The sequence below is a fragment of the Sphingopyxis sp. QXT-31 genome (assembly GCF_001984035.1).
GTDB lineage: Bacteria > Pseudomonadota > Alphaproteobacteria > Sphingomonadales > Sphingomonadaceae > Sphingopyxis.
Window position 1 is genome coordinate 3500608 of sequence record NZ_CP019449.1, and the last position, 23648, is coordinate 3524255.

Annotated in this window: 14 protein-coding genes; 10 read left to right on the forward strand and 4 right to left on the reverse strand. The window is 66.8% G+C overall.

What is annotated here, in order from left to right; genetic code table 11:
- Window positions 1–181 precede the first annotated feature (181 nt).
- A complete protein-coding gene (locus BWQ93_RS16895; protein ID WP_077031517.1) occupies window positions 182–469 on the forward strand; it encodes a hypothetical protein in 288 nt (95 codons plus the stop codon).
- Here the strand turns inward: BWQ93_RS16895 and BWQ93_RS16900 are convergent.
- Window positions 411–2450: a TonB-dependent receptor gene (locus tag BWQ93_RS16900; RefSeq protein ID WP_232314641.1), complete on the reverse strand. Its 2040-nt coding sequence runs from the start codon at window positions 2448–2450 to the stop codon at window positions 411–413. The genes BWQ93_RS16895 and BWQ93_RS16900 overlap by 59 nt on opposite strands.
- Window positions 2451–2507: 57 nt before the next feature.
- Here BWQ93_RS16900 and BWQ93_RS16905 point away from each other — a divergent pair, with 57 nt between their 5' ends.
- Both BWQ93_RS16905 and BWQ93_RS16910 read left to right on the forward strand, forming a co-directional pair.
- A complete protein-coding gene (locus BWQ93_RS16905) occupies window positions 2508–3806 on the forward strand; it encodes an acyl-CoA dehydrogenase family protein (RefSeq protein ID WP_232314642.1) in 1299 nt (432 codons plus the stop codon).
- Entirely contained in the window at window positions 3806–4750 is a 945-nt protein-coding gene (locus tag BWQ93_RS16910) for an acyl-CoA dehydrogenase family protein (RefSeq protein WP_077031518.1), read from the forward strand. The genes BWQ93_RS16905 and BWQ93_RS16910 overlap by 1 nt, the downstream gene beginning before the upstream one ends.
- Here the strand turns inward: BWQ93_RS16910 and BWQ93_RS16915 are convergent.
- A complete protein-coding gene (locus tag BWQ93_RS16915; protein WP_198040410.1) occupies window positions 4747–5217 on the reverse strand; it encodes an Lrp/AsnC family transcriptional regulator in 471 nt (156 codons plus the stop codon). The genes BWQ93_RS16910 and BWQ93_RS16915 overlap by 4 nt on opposite strands.
- A 98-nt stretch (window positions 5218–5315) precedes the next feature.
- On the opposite strand from BWQ93_RS16915, the gene putA reads away from it, so the two are divergent.
- On the forward strand, window positions 5316–8405 hold the full coding sequence (gene putA, locus BWQ93_RS16920) for a bifunctional proline dehydrogenase/L-glutamate gamma-semialdehyde dehydrogenase PutA (RefSeq protein WP_077031519.1): 3090 nt from the start codon (window positions 5316–5318) through the stop codon (window positions 8403–8405).
- A 111-nt stretch (window positions 8406–8516) separates the two neighbouring features.
- Here putA and BWQ93_RS16925 read toward each other — a convergent pair whose 3' ends face one another.
- Window positions 8517–9467 (reverse strand): tetratricopeptide repeat protein, encoded by a 951-nt coding sequence (locus tag BWQ93_RS16925; protein ID WP_232314643.1) that lies wholly within the window; start codon window positions 9465–9467, stop codon window positions 8517–8519.
- A 159-nt stretch (window positions 9468–9626) separates the two neighbouring features.
- Here BWQ93_RS16925 and gdhA point away from each other — a divergent pair, with 159 nt between their 5' ends.
- From gdhA to BWQ93_RS16955, 6 genes are read left to right on the forward strand one after another with little or no spacing between them, the layout of a single operon-like run.
- A complete protein-coding gene (gdhA, locus tag BWQ93_RS16930) occupies window positions 9627–10982 on the forward strand; it encodes an NADP-specific glutamate dehydrogenase (protein WP_077031520.1) in 1356 nt (451 codons plus the stop codon).
- A 50-nt stretch (window positions 10983–11032) separates the two neighbouring features.
- Window positions 11033–12520 (forward strand): multiheme c-type cytochrome, encoded by a 1488-nt coding sequence (locus tag BWQ93_RS16935; RefSeq protein ID WP_083720979.1) that lies wholly within the window; start codon window positions 11033–11035, stop codon window positions 12518–12520.
- Between the two features lie 53 nt (window positions 12521–12573).
- Window positions 12574–14544: a heme-binding protein gene (locus tag BWQ93_RS16940; RefSeq protein WP_232314644.1), complete on the forward strand. Its 1971-nt coding sequence runs from the start codon at window positions 12574–12576 to the stop codon at window positions 14542–14544.
- 3 nt (window positions 14545–14547) lie between these two features.
- Entirely contained in the window at window positions 14548–16515 is a 1968-nt protein-coding gene (locus tag BWQ93_RS16945; protein ID WP_156878277.1) for a hypothetical protein, read from the forward strand.
- Window positions 16516–16523: 8 nt separating this feature from the next.
- Window positions 16524–20870, forward strand: coding sequence for a hypothetical protein (locus BWQ93_RS16950; protein ID WP_077032488.1), 4347 nt, complete (start codon window positions 16524–16526; stop codon window positions 20868–20870).
- A gap of 53 nt (window positions 20871–20923) precedes the next feature.
- A complete protein-coding gene (locus tag BWQ93_RS16955; RefSeq protein WP_077031523.1) occupies window positions 20924–21490 on the forward strand; it encodes a hypothetical protein in 567 nt (188 codons plus the stop codon).
- On the opposite strand, the gene BWQ93_RS16960 is transcribed toward BWQ93_RS16955, so the two are convergent.
- Window positions 21487–23580, reverse strand: coding sequence for a RelA/SpoT family protein (locus tag BWQ93_RS16960; RefSeq protein ID WP_077031524.1), 2094 nt, complete (start codon window positions 23578–23580; stop codon window positions 21487–21489). The two genes, BWQ93_RS16955 and BWQ93_RS16960, sit on opposite strands and share 4 nt — an antisense overlap.
- Window positions 23581–23648: the final 68 nt, after the last annotated feature.

The window sequence follows — 23648 nt, forward strand, 5'->3', positions numbered from 1 at the left end:
CCAGTGGCGCCCGCTGAGAATGCCACCCTTGTTCTAGCTAGCCAATGGTTGGCCGACCTCGCAACGGGCTCGATCACCACGGGTGCCGCAACAATCGCGGTCGCAGGGATCGGGTTTGCGATGCTGGCGGGAATTACGGTGACAGCTTACTTAACTCCTAAATCTTTGCCGCCGATCGAGCGTGACCTATGGCAACGGGAGCGTGCAGAGCTTCGCCTATGACGCGGCGTCGCGGCTCGATACGCTGACCAACAACCTCGGTGGCAGCGCGACGACGCACGATCTGGCGCAGATGTTCAGCTACAACCCCGCGCGCCAGATCGCGACCGTGGCGCGGAGCAACGACGCTTATGCGTGGCAAGCGCATTACAACGTCGATCGCAGTTACACGATCGACGGGCTCAACCGGATCAGCCCTGCTGCAACTCGCTGTTCATTTGCGGCGTGCCCGGCGCGTCGATGTCGTTGAACGGCGAGAAATAGAAATATTGCCGGCTCGAATAGGCCATGTTCGGCGCGAAGGTGACGGTACCGCCCGCGACCTCCACGACATCCCATTCGAAACCGAGCTGCGCGGTGAGCTTGGGCGCGAAGGGCAGCTCGTTGCCCGACAGGTCGGCGCCCTGCAGCGTCAGTTCCTTATAGTTCGAATGCAGCCAGCCGAGCGACGCGCTGACGCGGAGGCCGTCGGTCGGGCGCAGCGTCGTTTCGACCTCCAGCCCGTACACCTCGGACGACGGCGCATTGACCAGGAAGGACACCGGCCCGGCGCGCGTATCCTGCAGCTGTTGGTTCGAGTAGTCGTAATAAAAGGCCGAGGCCGCGTAAGTCAGCAGCCGGTCGGCGGTGCGCCCCTTGATCCCGATCTCATAGGCGTTGACGCGTTCGGGCTCGATATAGCCGATGCCCGACGAGGAGGTGTAGCCGCCGCCGTTGACGGCCCCCGCGCGATAGCCGCGGTTGTAGCTTGCATAGACCAGCGGGCCGTCGTCGAAGCTGTAGCTCAGCGCAATCCGCCCGGTCAGCGCATTGTTGGTGTCGGCGAGCGCGAAGCGCGCGGCGGGATCATAGGCGCAGGTGCCGGCGACGCCCGGGCACGGTACCGTCGTCGCGATCGGCGTATCGGGATCGTCGACCCCGCCGATGAAGAGATAGGCGAAGGCATCGTCGTAGCGCGACTTGTCCTTGGTGTAGCGCGCACCCAGCGTCAGCACGAGCTTCTCGGTCAGGTCGATATCGGCCTGCCCGAACACGGCGTAGCTTTTCCGGACCTGCCGATAGTGCTGGAAGAAGCCCCCCGCCGGCGGCAGCGGCAGGTTGAACCGGTTGTCGGTGATGTTGCGGTCCCAGCCATAGAATAGCCCGCCGACGAAGGCGATGCCGTCGCCCTCATAGTTGGCCCGCAACTCCTGGCTGAACTGGCGATATTTCGAGCGCCAGTTGATATCGAGGATATCGAGCGGCGCACCGTCGGCCGCCTGCTGCAGGTCCTGCTTGCCGCCGTCGTAGCTGGTGATCGAGGTCAGGCTTAGCATGTCCGAAAGCTCGAGCGCGATATTGGCCGAAAAGCCCCAGGCGTCGGTGCGGTTCTCGCCGATGCGATTCTCGTTGGTCTCGAAGAAATCGAGCCCGGTGCGAAACGCGCCGAGCCCGTGCACCGCGGCCTGGGTGCCGCGGTCGCGCCCGGCATAGGCGCGCAGCACGACATCGAGCGTCTCGGTCGGCTTGACGCGCAGTGACGCGCGGCCCTGCAGCGTGTCGACCGAATTAGCATCGCGGCCACCGGGGAAGACATTTTTGATCTGCCCGTCGCCATTGGCATAATTCACCGCGAGGCGGAGCCCCGCGATATCCTCGGCGAGCGACGCCTCGGCAGCACCCTGCGCGGTGAAGGTGTCGAAATTGGCATAGCCGATCTGGGCATAGCCGTTCGTCCCCGAAAGGCCCGGCTTCTTGGTGATGAAGTTGATCGCCCCGCCGGTGGTATTGCGCCCGAACAGCGTTCCCTGCGGCCCGCGCAGAACCTCGATGCGGTCGAGGTCGAAGAGGCCCATGCCGTGGCTGGTGCGCGGCGCCAGATAGACGTCGTCGAGATAGACACCGACCGGCGAGGCCTGATTGCTGTTATATTCGTTCGCAACCCCGATCCCGCGTAGCGAGAAGTTCGGCTGGGTGTCGCCGTAGGGGCTGTTGATCTGCAGGTTCGGCACCGCGTCGCCGAGCTGCGCCGAATTGGTTATCCCGCGCTCGGCCAAGCTGTCGCCGCCGAGTGCGGTGACCGCGAGCGGCACGTCGAGCAAAGACTGTTCGCGGCGCTGCGCGGTGACGACGATATCGCCGTCGCTAGCGGCGGCAACCTCGGCGGGCGGGGATTCCTGCGCCAGGGCCAGTGTCGAAGTCGAAAGCGAGAGCGCCGCAAGAAATGCACGCGCGTGGAGCGAAACGGCCATGAAAACTCGCCAGTAAACCGGCTTCTGCGAGCCTGATGTCGAGGAAATTAGCCGCGCGTGCCTCTGCTGGCTTTAGCCGCACTTGCAACGAGTTTTGACATTTCTTGCACGGGCTGGGCCATTCCCCTCATCCAAAATGGGCCTTGCCGCCCGCCCTCCGCCGCAATAGGCGCACAAGCGAAAACAAAGGGAAGGGGACGACCGCTGTTCGATACGCTCACCCTGGCGAGCCTGCCCGAGGCGGACGAGGCGCTGCGCCCCGCGATCCGCGCGCTGGCCGATGAAGCCGCCGCCAATGCGTCCGCCGATGTCCGCGCGCGCTCGTGGTCGGGCTTCGACCCTGCCTTCAGCCGCCGCCTCGGCGCCGCGGGCTTCCTCGGCCTCACCTTACCCAAGGCCTATGGCGGGCAGGAGCGCGGGCCCTTTGCGCGCTTCGTCGTCGTCGAGGAATTGCTGTCGGCGGGCGCTCCGGTCGCGGCGCACTGGATCGCCGACCGCCAGAGCGCGCCGCTGATCCTGAATTATGGCAGCGAGGCGCAGCGCGACTATTACATCCCGCGCATCTGCCGCGGCGAACTCGTCTTCTGCATCGGGATGAGCGAGCCGGGGTCGGGTTCGGACCTCGCGAGCGTGCGCACGCGGGCCGAGCGGACCGAAACCGGTTGGCGCGTCAACGGGCAGAAAATCTGGACCACCAACGCGATGCATGGCGATTATATGATCGCGCTCGTCCGCACCTCCGGTACCAGCGAGGATCGCCACGCCGGGCTGTCGCAGCTGATCATCGATCTGAAGGCGCCCGGCGTGACCGTCCGCCCGATCGCCGACCTCGCGGGCGACGCGCATTTCGCCGAGGTCTTTTTCGACAATGTAGACCTGCCCGCCGAAGCGCTGATCGGCAACGAGGGCGAGGGCTGGAAACAGGTCACCGCCGAACTCGCTTTCGAACGCAGCGGGCCCGAGCGCATCTATTCGAGCGTCGTGCTGCTCGACGCCTGGGTCGCGCATCTACAAAAGGTCGGCCGTGGTGATGCTGCGACGCTGGCGCTGGTCGGCGGCTTCACCGCGCGCCTCGCCACCTTGCGCGCCATGTCGATCGCCTGCACCGCGCGGCTCGCGCTCGGCGAAAGCCCGGTGACCGAGGCCTCGCTGGTCAAGGACCTCGGCACCGCTTTCGAACAGGAATTGCCGGTGGCGATCGGCGACGATCTCGCCGCGCATCCCGAGGAGGCGGTGGACGCCGAACTCTATCGCACGCTGATGTTTGTCACGCATGTGGCGCCCAGCTTCTCGCTGCGCGGCGGCACGCGCGAGGTGCTGCGCGGGATCATCGCACGCGGAATGGGGCTGAGATAATGAGCGAATTTCTCGAACCCTTCGAGCGGATGCTCGAGGATGTCGCCACCCCCGCCGCGGTGCGCGCGATCGAACAGGGCGGCAGCGCCGACGCGATGTGGGGGGCCTTCGCCGAATCGGGCTTCCTCGATGCGCTGGCGCCCGAGGATCGCGGCGGTGCGGGGTTGCCGCTGGCCGAGGTGCAGCCGCTGTGGATGGCGCTCGGCCGCCATGCGGCGCCGCTGCCGGTCGGGGAGACGATGATTGCGCGCGCGCTGCTCGCCGATGCGCCCGACGGCCCGATCGTGTTGACGGTCGCTGATGGCGCGGGCGCCGTCGTGCCCTGTGGCCTCGTCGCGGCGCAGCTGCTGGTCGAATCGGCGGCTGGTCTCCACCTCGTCGCGACGAAAGGCGAAGCGACCGGCGTACCCGCCAGCCTCGCCGCGCGGTTCGATACCGGCCGCTTGCCCGCGCCTGTCGCGCCCGCACCCGAAGGCGGCCTCCGCGGCCTCGCCGCGATCCTTCGCGCGGCGCTGATCGCCGGTGCCGCCGAACGCCTCACGCAAATGACTGCCGCCTATGCGAACGAGCGCATCCAGTTCGGCAAGCCGATCGGCCGCCAGCAGGCCCTGCAGCAGCAGATGGCGGTAATGGCCGAGGAAATGGTCGCCGCCCGCATCGCCTCGCAGCTCGGCTGCGCGGGCAGCTTCCCGCCCTCGCTCGTCGCTGCGGCCACTGCCAAGTCGGTCGCGAGCAAGGCTGCCGCGCGCGTCGCCGCGACCGCGCATGCGGTGCACGGCGCGATCGGGATCAGCGAGGAGCACGACCTCCAGCTCTTCACCCGCCGCCTCCACGAATGGCGGCTGGCCGACGGGTCGGAGACCTACTGGAACCGCCTGCTCGGCGCCGCGCGGCTCGGCGATGTCGGGCGCTCGGTGGATTATGTACGCGAGGCCTTTGCCTAACGCGCCGACTCCAAGATCGTCTCCATAGCGACGAAGGTCGAGGTGCTCGCGACGTGCGGCAGGCTCGAGATCTTCTCGCCGAGCACGATGCGATAGCGGCGGATGTCGGGGGTGCGCACCTTGAGGAGGTAGTCGAAGCTGCTCGCGATCATATGGCATTCCTCGACTTCAGGGATCTGTCGCACGGCATCGTTGAAGCGGCGCAGCGCGTCTTCGCGCGTGTCTGACAATTTGACCTCGGTGAAGGCGACATGGTCGAGGCCCATTTTCGCCGGATCGACAATCGCGCGAAAGCCCGTAATCAGTCCGCTATCGACGAGCCGCTTGACGCGGGCCTGGCACGGGGTCTTCGACAGCCCGACCTGCGCCGCGAGATTGGTATAGGTAATGCGCCCGTCGCGCCCGAGGATGGTCAGGATCTTGCGATCGAACTCGTCCAGATCGACCAGGGATGCTGCATTTTTCATATGGTCGGACTAAGATTTCGAACATCTTTGGTCAAAATATATATTCATGGCGCGCAATGAAGTCGGATCGACTTTGCGCATTCTGCTATGAAAGGTACATGACCCAGCCCACCGACCGCGCCGCTGTCCGCGCCCTCGCCCGCCGTCCCGAAGCCGATATCGTCGCGGACCTGCGCGCCGAACTCGCGCGCTCGTCCGCCACCGTCGAGGCGACCACCGCGCGCGGGCTCGCGCTCATTCGCAAGGCGAAGGCCGAGGGCGAGCGCGAGACGCTCGTCGCGCAGCTGATGAATCGCTACCGCCTTTCGACCGAGGAAGGCGTGGTGCTGATGTGCCTTGCCGAGGCGCTGCTTCGTGTTCCCGACAGTCCAACCGCCAATGCGCTGATCCGCGACAAGATCGCCGGGCGGCGCTGGAACGAGGGCGAGGACGAGGACAGCCCGCTGATCGTCGCGCTGTCGGCGCGCGGGCTTTCGCTCGGCTCGGCGACGCTGATGCTCGATGCGATGGGCAGCAAGGCGAATCCGCTCGCGCTTTTGAAGTCGATGATCCGCCGTTCGGGCGAGCCGGTTATCCGCCAGGCGTCGCTCGCGGCGATGAAGATGCTCGGCCAGCAGTTCGTCATGGGCGAGACGATCGACGCCGCGGTCAAGCGCGCCGACAAGGAAAAGAGCGAACTCGCGAGCTTCGACATGCTCGGCGAGGCCGCGCGCACCGCTGGGGACGCACAGCGCTATTACGACAGCTATGCCAATGCCATCACGCGCATCGGCAAACATGCAAAGGCCGGCGACCCGCACGCGAACCACGGCATTTCGATCAAGCTGTCGGCGCTCCACCCGCGCTACGAATATCTGCAAGGGCAGCGCGTGCGCGAGGAGCTGATCCCGCGCGTGATCGAACTCGCCCGCGCGGCGCGTGCGGTGAACATCCCGCTGATGATCGACGCCGAGGAAAGCGACCGGTTAGAGCCGCATATGGACGTCTATGCCGCGCTGATCGACGCCGGCATTGCCGACGGCTGGACCGGGCTCGGCATCGTCATCCAGGCCTATCAGAAGCGCGCGCCCGAGGTGATCCGCTGGGTCGCGGCGAAAGCCCGCGCGCGGGGCGTCAAGCTGTCGATGCGGCTCGTGAAGGGCGCCTACTGGGACACCGAGATCAAGCGTGCGCAGACGATGGGGCTCGCCGACTTCCCGGTCTTCACCGCGAAGAACCACACCGACCTCAACTATATGCATTGCGCGCAGATTCTGCGCGACGCGCAGGACGCGATCTTCCCTGCCTTCGCCAGCCACAATGCGATGACGCTCGCCTTCGTCGCCGAACTGTTCGCAGGCGCCGATTACGAGCTGCAGCGGCTCCACGGCATGGGCGAAGGCGCGCATGACGCCATCGTCGGGCTGTTCCCGCCGCCGCGTCCGGTGCGCGTCTATGCCCCCGTCGGCACGCACCGCGACCTGCTCGCCTATCTCGTCCGCCGCCTGCTCGAAAATGGCGCGAACTCCAGCTTCGTCCACCAGTTCTCCGACCCCGACGTCACCGCCGAACAGCTCGCGGTCGACCCGCGCAGCATCGCGAGCAAGGTTTCGACGATCGCCACCGGCCGCACCCTGCTCGACCCCGAGCGCCGCAACTCGCGCGGATACGACCTCGGCGAGCCGGGCGTGCCCGAAGCGCTGATGGCGGCCATCGCCCAGGCGCGCCGCGCGGGCCCGGTGGCGGCTCCGATCGTTGCCGGGCGCACGCTCGGCGGTACCGCCGTGCCCGTGCACAACCCCGCGACCGGCGCCGTCATCGGCTCGGTGATCGAGGCCGATGCCGCCGCGGTCGACGCTGCCGTCGCCGCTTCGAAGCCGGTGCAGGAGCATTGGAGCCTCGCGGGCGGCGCCTTCCGCGCCGAACGACTCGAGCGCGCCGCCGACCTGCTCGAGGAACGTGACGCTTTGTTCCTCGGCCTTGCAATCGACGAGGCGGGCAAGACGCTGGTCGATGCGGTCGCCGAGGTACGCGAGGCGGTCGATTTCCTGCGCTATTATGCGGGCCAGGCGCGCACGCATTTCACCCACCCGCTGCCGCTTCCCGGCCCGACCGGCGAGCGCAACGAGCTGATGCTCGAGGGCAAGGGCATCTTTGCCTGCATCAGCCCGTGGAATTTTCCGCTCGCGATCTTCCTCGGCCAGGTGTCGGCGGCGCTCGCCGCGGGCAATGCCGTGCTGGCGAAGCCCGCCGAACAGACGCCGCTGATCGCGCACGCCGCGGTGGAGTTGCTGCACGAAGCGGGCATCCCCGCCGAAATCCTCCATTTTCTCCCCGGCCGCGGCGAGACCGTCGGCGCGGCGGTGACGGGGCATGACGACGTCATCGGCGTCGCTTTCACCGGCTCGACCGAGGTCGCACGGCTGATCAACCGCAGCCTCGCGATGCGCGACGGCCCGATTGCGACGCTGATCGCCGAGACCGGCGGCGCCAACGCGATGATCGTCGATTCGACCGCGCTGCCCGAACAGGTTGCGCGCGACGCCGTCGCCAGCGCCTTCCAGTCGGCGGGACAGCGCTGTTCGGCGCTCCGCCTGCTGTGCGTGCAGGAGGATGTCGCCGAAGGCATGATCGAAATGGTTGCGGGCGCGATGGCCGAACTCGCGGTCGGTGACCCGGCTTTGCTCGCGACCGACACCGGCCCGATCATCGACGAGGAGGCGCAGGCCAATATCGCGACATATGTGGCCGACGCACGCGCCTCGGGCCGGGTGCTCGCCGAAGCGGGCGGCGACCTGCTCCCTGGCGGCCATTTCGTCCGCCCGGCGCTGATCCGGCTGGATGCGGTCACCGACCTCAAGCGCGAAATCTTCGGCCCCGTGCTGCATGTGGCGACGTGGAAGGGCGGCGAACTCGATGCGCTGATCGATGCGATCAACGCGTCGGGCTATGGGCTGACGCTCGGTGTCCACACACGCATCGACGGCGTCGCGGCGCATGTCGCGGCGCGCGCGGCGGTCGGCAATGTCTATGTGAATCGCAATCAGATCGGCGCGATCGTCGGCTCGCAGCCCTTCGGCGGCCGCGGCCTGTCGGGCACCGGGCCCAAGGCCGGCGGCCCGCACTATCTGTTCCGCTTCGCCGAGGAAAAATCGATCTCGACCGACATCACGGCGGCCGGAGGGAATGCGGCGCTGATGGCGGGGTGACCTTCCGCCTCTAGTCCCGTTCGCATCGAGCGAAGTCGAGATGCCCCGAAGGACGGCGCGATGTCGAGGGGTGTCTCGACTTCGCTCGACACGAACGGAAACCAGGGGGCGTTAGGCGCCCGGCACGCCCAGTAGCTGCGCCTGTGCCTTCAGCCGCGCGGCCGCGCCCGGGTTCGCTGCGATGCCGTCCTTCAGCGCTTGCGCGGCCTTGGCGGTCTCGCCCAAGGTCATCCGGCTGCGCATCAGCATGATCCAGCGATCGACGTCGCCCGGATTGGCTTTCAGCTTGGTCTCGAGCCCGCTCACCATGCCCGCTATCATCGCGTCCTGCTGGCCCTTGGGCAGCTGCGAGGCTGCCTCCATGTCCGAACGGCTCGGTCCGGGGATGGCGCGTGCGGCGACGGGCATTTCGTCGGCGGTCAGCGGGCGCGGCTGGGTTTTCGCCAGCCGGTCCGCGACCTCGATCTTGTGGATCGCGCCGACCTGTTCGATCGTCCGGCGGAGGTCGGCCTCCCACGGTGCGCCCTGCGGCGTGTCGGCGAGCAGCGCGAACCAGTCCTCGATCGCGCCCTTGTGGTCGCCACCGATATCCTTCTTCACCGCCATGAAATAGCGCGCGCGCGGGTCCTTGGCGTCGAGCGCGATGGCTTTTTCGAAGGCCTGCAGCGCGTCAGCGGGCATCGGCTCGCGCTCGCTCGCCATCACGCGCGCCTCGCCGAGCGCCGACCATAGCCCCGCCGAATCGGGCGACAGCGCGGTCGCTTTTTCATAAGCCGCCGCCGCGCCGGCGAAATCGCCGAGGTCGAAGCGCGCCGCGCCGAGCTGCATCCAGGCGTCGGCGCTGTTCGGTTCGGCCCTGGTCCGCGCCTCGAGCGCGGTGAGCTGGTCGCCCGGCAGCGCGCCGGCTTCGGTGGCCGCCGCAGGGGCTTCGGGCGCGCGGTCGCGCCAGATCGCATAGCCGATCGCGCCCGCCAGCAGCAGGAAGGCGGCGATCAGGATCAGGCCGTTCGTCCGCGTCAGGCCGGTGCCGGCCGGCTTTGCCATCTCTTTGCTCTCGTTCATTTTTGCCCCTCTTGTGCGCGTGCGAAAAAATAACCGCCCCGCGCGGTCGCGGCTTGCCTTTGCTCGGCGATGGTGTAGCCTTTGAGGGGCGAGGTCGGTCAACGATTAAATCGCAAAGGGGTCGCACCGAAATTTTCCCGGCCAACAGGGGAGGGGTGCATGGCAGTTTCAGATCACGTCGATTTCAAGACGTTCATGGAAGGGGTGTCGAAGCGTAACCCGGGGCAACCTGAGTTCGTCCAGGCGGTGCAGGAAGTCGCCGAGGACATCTTCGATTTCATCAAGGACAAGGAAGAATATCACGCGCAGCAGATCCTGCGGCGCATCGCGGAGCCCGACCGCGTCGTCTCGTTCCGCGTCTGCTGGGAGGACGATAATGGCAATGTCCGCGTCCAGCGCGGCTGGCGCGTCCAGAACAACAATGCCATCGGCCCGTACAAGGGCGGCATTCGTTTCCACCCCTCGGTCACCGAATCGGTGCTCAAATTCCTTGCCTTCGAGCAGACGTTCAAGAACGCGCTGACCGGCCTGCCCATGGGCGGCGGCAAGGGCGGCTCGAACTTCAATCCCAAAGGCAAGAGCGTGCGCGAGATCATGCGCTTCTGCCAGAGCTTCATGACCGAACTCTATCGCCACATCGGCGCCGACATCGACGTACCCGCGGGCGACATCGGCGTGGGCGGGCGCGAGATCGGCTTCATGTTCGGCCAGTACAAGCGCATCACCAACGAATTCACCGGGGTGCTCACCGGCAAAGGCCTCGAATGGGGCGGCTCGCTGATCCGCACCGAGGCGACCGGCTATGGCGCGGTCTATTTCCTTGCCAACATGCTCGCCGCGAAGGGCCAGGACCTGACCGGCAAGACCGCGGTCATCTCGGGCTCGGGCAATGTCGCGACGCATGCGGCGGAGAAGATCGTCCAGCTGGGCGGCAAGGTGCTGACGCTTTCCGATTCGGGCGGCTTCATCCACGACCCCGACGGCATCACGCAGGAGAAGATCGACTGGGTGAAGGCGCACAAGACGCACCGCCGCGGCCGGATCGAGGAATATTGCGACGAGTATAAGGGCGCGAGCTTCACCGCGGGCAAGACGCCGTGGGGGGTCAAGTGCGACGTCGCTTTGCCCTGCGCAACGCAGAACGAATTGCTCGGCGACGATGCGCGCGCGCTGGTTGCCAATGGCTGTATCGCGGTCAGCGAAGGCGCCAACATGCCGACCAACCTCGAGGGCGTGCATGTCTTCAAGGATGCGAAGATCATGTTCGCGCCGGGCAAGGCGGCGAACGCCGGCGGGGTCGCGGTGTCGGGGCTCGAAATGAGCCAGAACAGCGAACGGCGCAGCTGGAAGGAAGCCGAGCTGCAGCAGATGCTCAAGGACATCATGGACGGCATCCACAAGAGCTGCCTGACCTATGGCGATCAGGGCGGCGGCTATATCGACTATGTGAAGGGCGCCAATATCGCGGGCTTCAAGAAGGTCGCCGACGCGATGCTCGCGTTCGGGGTGGTGTAGGACGGCGGTCGAGGCGCAAAAGCGCCCGGCGGGGTAAAAGGGGTTCTGCGATGACGACGCACGCTGGAACGGAGCGCCGCGATGGGCCCACGGCGGCCTTGGCCGCCGTTCGGCCGCCGCTCGTGGCTTTTGCCGCCCTTGTGCTGTTGCTCGCCGCGCTGGCGGTTGCCGCCGTCATCGCGGCTCCGCCGGCGCGCTCGCAGGGCGAGGCCGGTGGGCGCTACACCGGCGTCGCCTCGTGCGCGGGATCGACCTGCCACGGCCGGATGGAGGGCGACGGGACTGTCGTTCGCCAGGACGAGCTGATGAAATGGCAGGAGCCCTCGACTCCGGGCGGCGCGCACAGCCGCGCCTGGGCGGTGCTCAGCAACAGCCGCAGCCAGTTCATCGCGCGCAACCTGGGGCTGAAGGACGCCGCGACCGCGCCGATGTGCCTCGGCTGCCACAGCACGAAGGGCGCGATCGACGCCGCGGGCGGCGCGATGCGCGGCACCGTGCCGCTCGAGGACGGCGTCGGCTGCGAATCGTGCCATGGTCCGGCGGGCGGCTGGATCGCCAGCCACTATGCCGGGGTCGGCACCAACGCCGATCCCGACCGCGAAATGCGCGAAAAGCATCTCGCCAACCTGTCGGCGGGGCTCAAGAAGCTCGAGGATCCGGTGGTGCGCGCGGGCGTGTGCGTCGACTGCCACTTCGGCTCGGCGGGCGAGGGGCAGTTCGTCACCCACCGCATCATGGCGGCGGGGCATCCGCGCATCGCCTTCGAGCTCGACCTCTTCTCCTCGCTCCAGGCGCATCATCAGGAGGATGGTGATTACAGCTGGCGCAAGTTCGGCGCCGCGGGTGCGCGCACCGACCATGTCCAGATGTGGGCGGTCGGGCAGGCCGAGGCGCTCGAGCGCAGCCTCCAGCTCTTCCAGTCGAAGCGCGGGACCGAGGGCATGTTCCCCGAATTCTATTTCCTCGACTGCCACAGCTGCCACCGCCCGATCTTCGACCAGGCGAAGCCGGTGAAGACGAGCCTCGACAACCCCGGGCGCCAGATTCCCGAGGGCATGCCGCCCTATAATGACGAAAATCTGATCATGCTCGCCGCCGCGGCGCGGATCGCGGCACCGGGGCTCGCCGACCAGCTCGCGGCGCGCACCGCCGCCTTCCACCGCGCGATGACGGTCGACCGCGACAGCGCAAAGGCGGCGGCGGCGCAGCTCGGCCAGACCGTCGCGGCGCTGAAGCGCGCCTTCGCCTCGCGCAATTTCTCGGGTACCGATGCCTTCGCGCTCGTCGATGCGATCGCGGCGAAGGCGATCAGCGACCGTTTCACCGACTATTCGGGCTCGCAGCAGGCGGTGATGGGGGTCGATACACTGCTCAACGCGATGGTCTCGTCGGGACGCATCACCGTCGGCGCGGCGGCGGGCATCCGCGGCGATATCGACCGCGCCTATGCCGCCGTGAAGGACCCCAACGCCTATAAGCCCGTGCAATTCCAGCAGTCGCTGGGCAATGCCGTGCGCGCGATCCGGGCGCTGCGCTGACGACCGACATGCAGAACCGAACCCGCCTCTTCCGCTCGAGTGCCTTTGCCGCCATGGCCGCGCTGCTCCTGTCCTCGTGCGGCGGCGGTGGCGGAGGTGGCGGCACGCCGACTCCCACGCCCACGCCTACCCCGACGCCCACCCCGACCGGCGGGCTCTTCACGCCGCCCGCGGCCGAATCGCTCAGCACTGCCGACGTCCAGCAGGTGATCGCGCAGGCGGTCGGCGAAGCGCGCGCGCGCAGCCGCCCGTCGATCATCGCGGTGACCGATCGCGTCGGCAATGTCCTCGCGGTGTTCCGCATGACCGGCGCGCCCGACACCGCGGTGGTCAGCCGCAAGCGCATCGGCGGCCCGGCGCCCGCGGGGGCCGAGATCGCGCTGCAGGGCGCGACGATCCCTGCCGCTGCCGCCGCGATCGCCAAGGCGATCACCGGCGCCTATCTGTCGAGCGGCGGCAACGCCTTCTCCAGCCGCACTGCCAGCCAGATCGTCCAGGAACATTTCCCGCCCGCGCCGACCACCGTCGGGCTCGAAAGCGGGCCCTTGTTCGGGGTGCAGTTCAGCCAGCTGCCCTGCTCGGACCTGTCGCGGCGTTTCGTTGCCGGCGGCGGCACAGGCGCGCTGATCGGGCCGAAGCGCTCGCCGCTCGGCCTCGCCGCCGACGCCGGCGGTTTCCCGCTCTACAAGAATGGCGTCGTCGTCGGCGGCATCGGGGTGATGGCCGACGGCGATTACGGCTTCGACCAGAATATCCTCGACACCGAGAATGACGACGAGGAAGCGATCGCCTTCGCCGGCACGCAAAGCTTCGCCGCCGCGGAAGCGATCCGCGCCGAACGGATCACCGTCGACGGCACCTCGCTGCGCTTCAGCGACGCGACGACCGCGAGCCTGTCGCCGCTCCAGACCAATTTCGGCGCGATCAACGGCAGCCAGGGCGCGCTGATTCCGGTCACCGGCTACACCGACGGCACGCTGGTGGCCGGCACCGTCTACGGCACCGAGGCCTCGGGCATCCGGGCGAGCACCGCGGGCGAATTTTCGAACCGCGATGCGTTCGTGCTCACCGACGGCAGCGGCAACCCGCGCTACCCGATCCGCGCGGGCACCGACGGCGCCGCGGTGGCGCAGCCGCTTACCGCCGCCGAAGTGCGCGCGGTGCTCGAAGAAGCCTTCACGATCCTCTCCCGCGCGCGCGCGCAGATCCGCCGCCCGCTCGACAGCCGTATGCAGGCGACGATCAGCCTCGTCGACACCAATGGCGAGGTGCTCGGTATCGTCCGCTCGCCCGATGCGCCGATTTTCGGCACCGATGTGTCGTTGCAGAAGGCGCGCACGGTGGCTTTCCTGTCGGGCAGCCGCGCCGCGCCCGAACTGCTCGCAACCCCGGTCGTGCCCGGCGTCGCCAATGTGCCCGCTTATGTCCAGCGCACGCGGACTTTCCTCAACGATCCGGCGGCGCTGACCGGCGGAACGGCCTTCGGCGACCGCTCGGTCGGCAATCTCGCCCGCCCCTATTTCCCCGACGGCGAAGTCGCGCGTCCCGCGGGTCCTTTCTCGGTCGAGCAGGCGGCGCAGTTCAGCCCCTTTGGGGTCGGGTTGCAAGTCGATCTCGTCGCGCTCAATATCGTCCAGCACCTCAATTTTGTCGCCAGCGGCGGCGCCAGCCCCGACACCGCGCAGCAATGCACGCAGGTCCCCGACACCTCGCTCGGGCGCAAGCGCATCGCCAACGGCATCCAGATCTTCCCGGGCTCGGTCCCCATCTATCGCGGCAGCACGCTGGTCGGCGCGATCGGCGTGTCGGGCGACGGCATCGACCAGGACGATATGGTCAGCTTCCTTGGGCTCCATAATGGCGGCGCGCGGATCGGCGGCATCGGCAACGCGCCGACGGGCATTCGCGCCGACCGCGTCGTGGTGAACCTGTCGGGCGGCGCAAGCGTGCGGCTGCGCTACGTCTCCTGCCCCTTCGCGCCCTTCCTCGACACGGCGCAGCAAAATGTCTGCGACGGGCTGTAGACGATGAGCCTCGCGGGAAGCAGCCTTTGGCCGATCATCGCCAGCCTGGCCGCCCAGGGCGCGCCGGGCGATGCGGCCGAACCTGCGCCCGCTGCGGAGGCCGAAGCCCCCGCACCCGAACCCTCGCTCGACGAGCTCACCCCGCCGCCGCCGCCGGTCGATTGGCAGGAGATGATGGACGACGATCTGATGACCCAGATCATCGACGGCCGCCGCCGCCCCGGCTATCGCCCCGACCTGCCCGACCAACTGACCCAGGACAATGTCGGCGCGCTGCGCCCGCCGCCGCCCGAGGCCTTTCCAGGGATGGAGGACCAGCTGCCGGTCCCCGACCGCTGGCGCCTGATCGAGAGCCTGGGCGTGGTCAAGGAACGCTGGTTCGACCCCTATCACCAGAATACCTACAAGGGCGATCGCGCGCTTTGCATCCCGACCAAGGAAGAGCAGGAACTTCGGACACGGGGCGGCGAAGCGCGCTGCAAGACGCCGAAATTCCTGGGGCTGAAGGGCGAGGACTGGTTCTTCGTCGTCAACGCGGTGTCGGACACGGTGTTCGAACCACGCACCTTCCCGATCCCGGTCGGCGTCCAGACGACCTCGCGCCCCGGCAGCCTCGATGTATTCGGCAAGAACCGCAGCTTCGTCGCGGCGCAGACCTTCATCGTCGGCGCGGCGCTGATCAAGGGCTCGACCGCGTTCAAGCCGCCCGACATCGAATATCGCCTGACGCTCGCCTATCAGGCCAATTATGTCGACGTGCCCGAACGGCGCGTGCTCGACGTGCGCCCGTCGAAGAAGAGCAACCGCTTCGACCATTTTATCGGCGTGCAGGAATTGTTCGTCGACAAGCACCTCGGCAACACGTCGGACCGCTACGACTTCTATTCGATCCGCGTCGGCATCCAGCCGTTCCAGAGCGATTTCCGCGGTTTCCTGTTCCAGGATTCGCAGCTCGGCATCCGCCTGTTCGGCAATCGCGACAACAACCGCTTCCAATATAATCTTGCGGCCTTCTGGCGGCTCGAGAAGGACACCAACTCGGGCCTCAACGACATCACCCAGACGCCGCGCGACGATTTCATCTTCACCGGCAACCTCTATCGCCAGGATTTTCCGTTCGTCGGGCTGACCAGCCAGGTCAGCGTGACCTATAATATGAATCGCGAAAAGAACGACATTCAGATCGACCACAACGGCTTCCCGGTGCGCCCCGCGCTGCTCGGCGACCTCAAGGGGCGCGAATATGATGTCGTCTATCTCGGCTACAGCGCCGACGGACGCATTGGGCGGATCAACCTGACCGCGAGCTTCTACGCTGCGCTGGGCGAGGACCGGAACAGCTTCTTCACCAGCAAGCCCGCCGAGATTCGCGCGGGCTTCGGCGCGGTCGAGCTCAGCTACGACCACGACTGGATGCGCTTCCGCCTCTCGGGGCTCTACGCGACCGGCGACAAGGACCCGTATAACAACACCGAGGGCGGCTTCGACGCGATCTTCGAGAATCCGATCTTCGGCGGCGCCGACACCAGCTATTGGATCCGCCAGACGATCCCCTTCGCGGGCGGCGGGCGCGTCATTTCGATCAACGGTCGCAACGGCATCCTGAATTCGCTGCGCTCGTCGAAGGAAGAGGGCCAGTCGAATTTCAACAACCCGGGCACCGTCTTCGTCGGCGCCGGCGCCGATTTCGACATCTCGCCGCAGTTCCGCGTCAGCACCAACGTCAACCATCTGTGGTTCGCCAACACCAGCTCGCTTCAGGCGCTGCGCATGGAGGGCTCGATCCCCAAGGACATCGGCTGGGACCTGTCGGTCGCGACGATCTGGCGGCCCAAGGCGACGCAGAACATAGTCGGGCGCCTCAGCGCCGCGGTGCTCGTCCCGGGCAAGGGGTTCAAGGACCTGTTCGAAAACAAGCAGCGCGAGGATGTCTATGTGTCGATCCTCGCCAATGCGATCCTGAGTTTCTGACGATGCCGATGCGCAAGCTCTTCGCCCTGATCGCCTTCGTCCTGATGGGCGCGAGCCTAACCCTGTCGATGGTGCGCGCCGCCGAGGGCGAAAAGCCGGTGAAGGTCGAATATCGCTTCTCGCCCCCCGCACCCCGCGAGCAGCCCGGCGCGACCTTCGAGGAGCGCGAGGCCGCGGTGCTCGCAAAATCGAAGGGCTGCTACAGCTGCCACACCCAGACCGACGCGCCGTCGATGCACGCGACCCCCGCGGTCCAGCTCGGTTGCACCGACTGCCATGGCGGCGACGCCGAAAGCGCCGCCGCCTTCGGCGATGCCAAGCTCGGCTACGACAATCCGTACAATCTCGCCGCGATGAAGATCGCGCACCCGCAGCCGACCTTGCCGAACAGCTGGGGGCACAGCCCTGCGAACCCCAAGCGCAGCTACACGTTGCTCAACAAGGAATCGCCCGAGTTCATCCGCTTCATCAACCCCAGCGATTACCGCGTCGCGCGCGAGGCGTGCGGATCGTGCCACCTCGAGGTGATCGAGGCGACCGAACGATCGCTGATGTCGACCTCGGCGATGCTGTGGGGCGGCGCGGCGTATAACAACGGCATCGTGCCGTTCAAAAACTATGTCTTCGGCGAAGCCTACACCCGCAATGGCGACCCCGCGTGCATCCTATCGCCGACGACCACCATGAGCGCCGAGGAATATAAGAAGGCGTGCGATCCCAAGGTGCCGTCGGACAAGATATTGTCCGACAAGGAACGCGCGCGCGGCGCGCTCGGCAAGATGTACCCGCTGCCGCGCTGGTCCGTGATCCCGCCGGGCGACGTCTTCCGCGTGTTCGAGCGCGGCGGGCGCAACATCAACACGCAATTCCCCGAAATAGGCCTGCCCAACCCGACCGGCAGCATCCAGCGTTTGGAAGAACCCGGCCGTCCCGACCTCAAACAGTCGAACCGCGGCCCCGGCACGGGCCTGCGCGTCGCGATCCCCGTGCTCAACATCCACAAGACGCGCCTCAACGACCCGCTGATGTGGTTCATGGGCACCAACGACCAGCCGGGCGACTATCGCCATTCGGGCTGTTCGGGCTGCCACGTCATCTATGCCAACGACCGCGAGCCGCGGCACAGCCTGACCTATTCCAAATATGGCCGCGACGGCGAGACCGCGACGGTCGACCCGACGATCAAGGACCGCAAGCATAAGGCCGACGACGGCCACGGCCATGGCGACAGTCACGGCGGCGGTGGGTCGAGCCATGGCGATGCCGCGAAGCATGCACCCAACGAGGAAAAGCATGGCGGGCTGATCGACCCCGCCGACGCCAGGGCGGGCCCGCGGGTGTTCGCAAAGAAGGAGCGGCTCGAATCGGGTCACCCGATCAAGCACGCCTTCACGCGCTCGATCCCGACCTCGCAATGCATGACCTGCCACATGCACCAGCCGAACATCTTCCTGAACTCCTACCTCGGCTACACGATGTGGGATTATGAATCGGACGCGCCGCAGATGTGGCCCGGCCCGCACAACACGACGCCGCGTCCCGACGGCATGAGCGACGAAGAGTATCAGAAGAAGTTCAAGCAGCAGCACTACCCGACCGCGGCCGAGGTGCATCAGGTGCTCGAACGCAACCCCGAGGGCGCGGCGACGCGCGGGCTGTGGGCCGATGTCGAGTTCCTGCGCGACGTCTATGACGTCAACGACAGCAACAAGGACACCCAGTTCGCCGACTATCACGGCCACGGATGGAACTTCCGCGGCATCTTCAAGCGCGATCGGAGCGGCAATCTGCTGACCGCCGACGGCAATATGTCGACCTATGGCACCGACACCGCGCACATCATCGATCCCAAGGACCCCGAGAAATGGCGCAAGAGCTGCGCCAGCTACAGCGACGAAAAGCAGCGCGAGCTGTGCCTCGCCAGCGCCGATCCGGGACGGCCCGGGGTCGAGGGCAAGTTCGTTCCGCCCGGGCTCAACCCCGGCAAGGCGGTCCATATGATGGACATCCATGCCGAAAAGGGCATGCAATGCGCCGACTGCCACTTCAGCCAGGACAGCCACGGCAATGGCTATATCCAGGGCGAGGTCGCCAACGCGGTCGAGATCGGCTGCAAGGACTGCCACGGCACCGCCGACGCGCTGCCCAACCTGCTCACGTCGAACGTCGCGGCGCGGCCGCAGGGCACCAACCTCGCGCTGCTGCGCAACCCCGACGGGCGCCGCCGCTTCGAATTCCAGTATAACGACAATGGCGACGTCACCGGGCTGATCCAGCGCTCGATCGTCGATCCCAAGCTCGAATGGCAGGTCAGCCTGGTCAAGCAAGCGGTGACCCCGGGGCCGCATTTCAACGCCAAGGCGGCGCGCGCCAAGCTGATGGCGCGGTCGGGCGCCGAGGACGGGCAGTTCCAATGGGGCCCCGGCGTCGCGAAGGAGGATCGTGCGCACGGCGACGACAAGATGACCTGCTTCACCTGTCACCTGTCGTGGACGACGAGTTGCGGCGGCTGCCATTTGCCGATCGAGGCGAACTGGAAGACCAAGATGCACCATTTTGAGGGCGAGGAGACGCGCAACTTCGCCACTTACAATCCGCAGGTCGCGCGCGACGAAATGTTCCAGCTCGGCCGCCACCAGCTGACCAAGCCCGGCGAGCCCGGCCCCGACGGCGAGGTGCGCGGGATCATCACCCCGGTGCGATCGACCTCGGCGCTGATCCTGTCGTCGACCAATATCAACCGCGAGCGCATCTATGTGCAGCAGCCGCCGATCAGTTCCGCGGGCTATTCGAGCCAGGCCTTTGCGCCGCATTTCCCGCACACCGTGCGGCGGCAGGAAACCAAGCAATGCTCGGACTGCCACCTGTCGGCGAACGACGACAATAATGCCATCATGGCGCAGCTCAATCTGCTGGGCACCAATTTCGTCAACTTCGTGGGCTTGAACGTCTGGTCGGGGATGGAGGACGGTTTCCAGGCGACGCGCGTCACCGAATGGGACGAGCCGCAGGCGGTGATCGGCAGCTATCTCCAGAAATATGCCTATCCCGACTATTGGAAGCTGCACGTCGAGCAGAATGGGCGCGAGCTCAAAAATTGGGTGCGCGGCAAGACCTTCGACAAAAAATTCTCGGGCGAGACGCATGCGCTCGAGGAATTCGCGAACATCGTTCAAGACACCAGCGGCCGGGTGAACTGCCTGCAGCAGCGCGGCGAATATATGTTCGTGGCGGAGGGCAAGGGCGGCTTCCGCGTCTATGACGTCGCGTCGATCGGCAACAAGGGCTTCTCCGAACGCATCATCCGCGCGCCCTTCGCCGGGCTCGGCCATAGCACGCATGTGAAGACGAAGAACGCGACCTGCATGGCGATCGCGACGACCCAGCCGATCAGCGTCAGCCGCAACGACAATATCGTGAAGAATTTCCCCGAAAACCACGAACAGGCGATGCACCCCATCTATCGTTATGCGGTGATCACCGACAGCGTCGAGGGGCTGATCCTCGTCGACATCGATACGCTCGCCGACGGCGAATTCCGCAACAACCGCTTCACGCGCGCCTTGACCTGGAACGAGGGCAATGTGCTGGCGGGCGCGCGGCACGTCACACTCGCGGGCAGCATCGCCTATATCACCACCGACGCCGGGCTGGTCGTGCTCGACTTGACCGATCCGCTGGCGCCCAAGGTCACCGCGCAGCTGCCGCTGACCGACGCGCGCGCCAGCGCGGTGCAGTTCCGCTACCTGTGGGTCACCGACGCCGAGGGCGTGAAATTGTTCGACGTCACGCGGCTGGCGCAGCCGGTGCCGGTGCCCGAGGGCACGGTGCGCCTCGCCAATGCGCGGAAAATCTACCTCGCGCGCACCTATATGTATGTCGCGGCGAAGGCCGACGGGCTCGTCATCGTCGACGTCACGCGCCCCGCGGCGCCGCAGGTCTGGCCCGCGCTGACCTTCGGCGGCGCGCTGACCGATGCCGAGGACGTGATCGTCGCGTCGACCAATGCCTCGCTCTTCGGCTATGTCGCCGACGGCCGCAACGGCATCAAGGTGATCCAGCTGACCAGCCCCGACAATGCCGGCCTCTATGGCTTCTCGCCCAAGCCGACCCCCGAACTGATCGCCTGGGCGAAGACCCCGTCGCCCGCGCTCGCGCTGTCGAAAGGGCTCGACCGCGACCGCGCGGTCGACGAGACCGGCGGCCAGATGGCGGTGTTCGGCCGCCTCGGCTCGCGGCCCTTCACCCGGCCCGAGATGGAGCGGCTGTTCCTCAACCGCCAGGGCCTCGTCTACAAGGTCCGCGACGAGGTCGACCAGGCGGGCTGGCGCGCGGGGGATGTGTTCGCGAACTGACCAACGCGGTTAAGCCCCTTGGCGCCGTCCACGGGTTGTGCGAGACGCGGAGCATGCGACCCCAGGTCACTCCCCACCCCAGCCTCGGCGACAAGCTTCGCCGCGCGGTCTGGAACGCCGTCTGGCTCCTGCTCTATCGCCCCAGCCCGATCCCGCTCCACGCGTGGCGCCGCCTGCTGCTCCGCCTCTTCGGCGCGACCATCGGCCCGGGCGCGCGGCCCTATCCCAGCGCGCGTATCTGGGCGCCGTGGAATTTCGAAATGGGCGCGGGCAGCACGCTCGGGCCGAAGAGCGAAATCTACAGCGTCGCGCGCGTGACGCTCGGCCCCTGGTCGGTGGTCAGCCAGCGCGCCTATCTCTGCACCGCCAGCCACGACATCCATGCGCCCGGCTTTGCGCTCACCGCGGCGCCGATCGCGGTGGGCCGCAACGCGTGGGTGGCTGCCGACGCCTTCATCGGGCCCGGCGTGACGCTGGCGGATGGCGCCGTCGCGGCGGCGCGCGCGGTGGTGATCAAGGATGTCGATCGGGGCGTCATCGTCGGCGGCAATCCCGCGGTGCCGGTGGGCGAATGCGGTCTTGCCGACTTCGCCGACGGCTCGATGCGCCCGGGGGGCTAAAGCCGCTCGGCCTGCACCACCGTGTCCGATGCGCGCAGCGCCGACAAGATACGCATCACATGCTGCACATCGCGCACCTCGACGACGACGTCATAGGTGTGGAAACCGCCCTCGCGGTTCGACAGGCGCAAATTGGTGATGTTCGCCATATTGGCCGCCAAGATGCCCGACATTTCGGCGAGCGTGCCGGGCTCGTTGAGGATCACCACGCACAGCCGCGCATTGCCGCCCTCGCTATCCTCCTGCCAGCGCAGGTCGATCCAGTCGGCGTCGACCCCGTCCGCGAGGCTGGGGCAGTCGATGACATGGACCTCGATTCCCTCGCCCGGGCGCGCCAGCCCGACGATGCGGTCGCCGGGCACCGGGTGGCAGCAATCGGCGAGCTGGTAGGCGACCCCGGGGGTCAGCCCGGCGATCGACACCGCGGCGCCCTGCACCAGCTTGCCGGGCTTCGATTTCATCTCGGCGGTGATTCCGGGGACGAGCGCTTCGAGCACCGCATTGTCGGTCAGCCGCTGCTTGGCGATCGCGACATAGAGCGCGCTGTCGTCGTCGAGCTTCAGCCGCGTCAGGGCGGCGGCGCGTGCCTTGTCGCCGACCTTGTTGGGCAGGCGCGCGACGATCTCGTCGTACATCTTGCGGCCAAGGGCCGTGAGCTCGACCTTTTCCTTCGAGCGCACATGGCGGCGGATCGCGGCGCGCGCCTTGCCGGTGACCGCGAACCCGAGCCAGGCGGGCTGCGGCGTCTGCTTGTCCGATGACAATATTTCGACCGTGTCGCCATTGGCGAGCTGAGTGCGCAGCGGCACCAGCCGGCCGTTGACCTTGGCGCCGACGGTGCGGTCGCCGAGCCCGGTGTGCACGGCATAGGCAAAATCGACCGGGGTCGCGCCCTTGGGCAGCTGGTGCAGGCTGCCCTTCGGGGTGAAGGCGAAGATGCGGTCCTGATACATCGCGATGCGCGTGTTCTCGAGGAACTCGTCGGGATCGTGCGTCTGCTCGAGGATTTCGAGCAAGTCGCGAATCCACCCCGCCTGCCCGTCGGGAACCGCGCCGCCCTGCTTGTAGGCCCAATGCGCTGCGAGTCCGAATTCGGACTGCTGGTGCATGCCCAGGCTGCGGATCTGGATCTCGATCCGCATATTCTGCTGGTGCATGATCGTCGTGTGCAGCGACTTGTAGCCGTTGCGCTTGGGCGTCGAGATATAGTCCTTGAACCGCCCGGGGACCATTTTCCACTTGCGGTGGATCAGTCCGAGCGCGGCGTAGCAGTCGGCGTCGGTCGGGGTGATGATGCGGAAGGCGATGATGTCGGTCACCTGCTCGAAGCTGACGTGCCGCTCCTGCATCTTGCGCCAGATCGAATAGGGATGCTTCTCGCGCCCCGATACATCGGCCTCGATCCCGTTCTTGGCCAGCAGTTCCTTGAACTCGCGCGTGATCGCCGCGACCTTGTCCTTGCCCCCCGCGGTCAGCTTGGCAAGGCGGCCGGTGATCGTCGCATAGGCCTCAGGCTCAAGCTCGCGAAAGGCAAGCAGCTGCATTTCGCGCATATATTCATACATGCCGATCCGCTCGGCGAGCGGGGCATAGATGTCCATCGTCTCCTTGGCGATGCGGCGGCGCTTGTCGGGATTCTGGATGAAATGCAGCGTGCGCATATTGTGCAGCCGGTCGGCGAGCTTGACCAGCAGCACGCGGATGTCGTCCGACATCGCGAGCAGGAATTTGCGGAGGTTTTCTGCCGCGCGCTCATTCTCGGTCTGCGCCTCGATCTTGCTGAGCTTGGTCACGCCGTCGACCAGCCGCCCGACGTCGGCACCGAACAGCCGCTCGATCTCCTCGGGGGTGGTCAGCGTATCCTCGAGCGTGTCGTGGAGCAGCGCGGTGACGATCGTCTCGCTGTCGAGGTGCAGGTCGGTCAATATGCCCGCGACCTCGACCGGATGGCTGAAATAGGGGTCGCCCGACGCGCGTTTCTGGCTGCCGTGTTTCTGGACGGTAAAGACATAGGCGCGGTTGAGCAACGCCTCGTCGACGTCGGGATCATAAGCGCGCACGCGCTCGACAAGTTCATATTGACGCAGCATCCTGTCCCAATGTCGTGCATGCGGGCATAAATGCAATGCGAAACTTGGTTGCGCGGTACCGGCCTCGC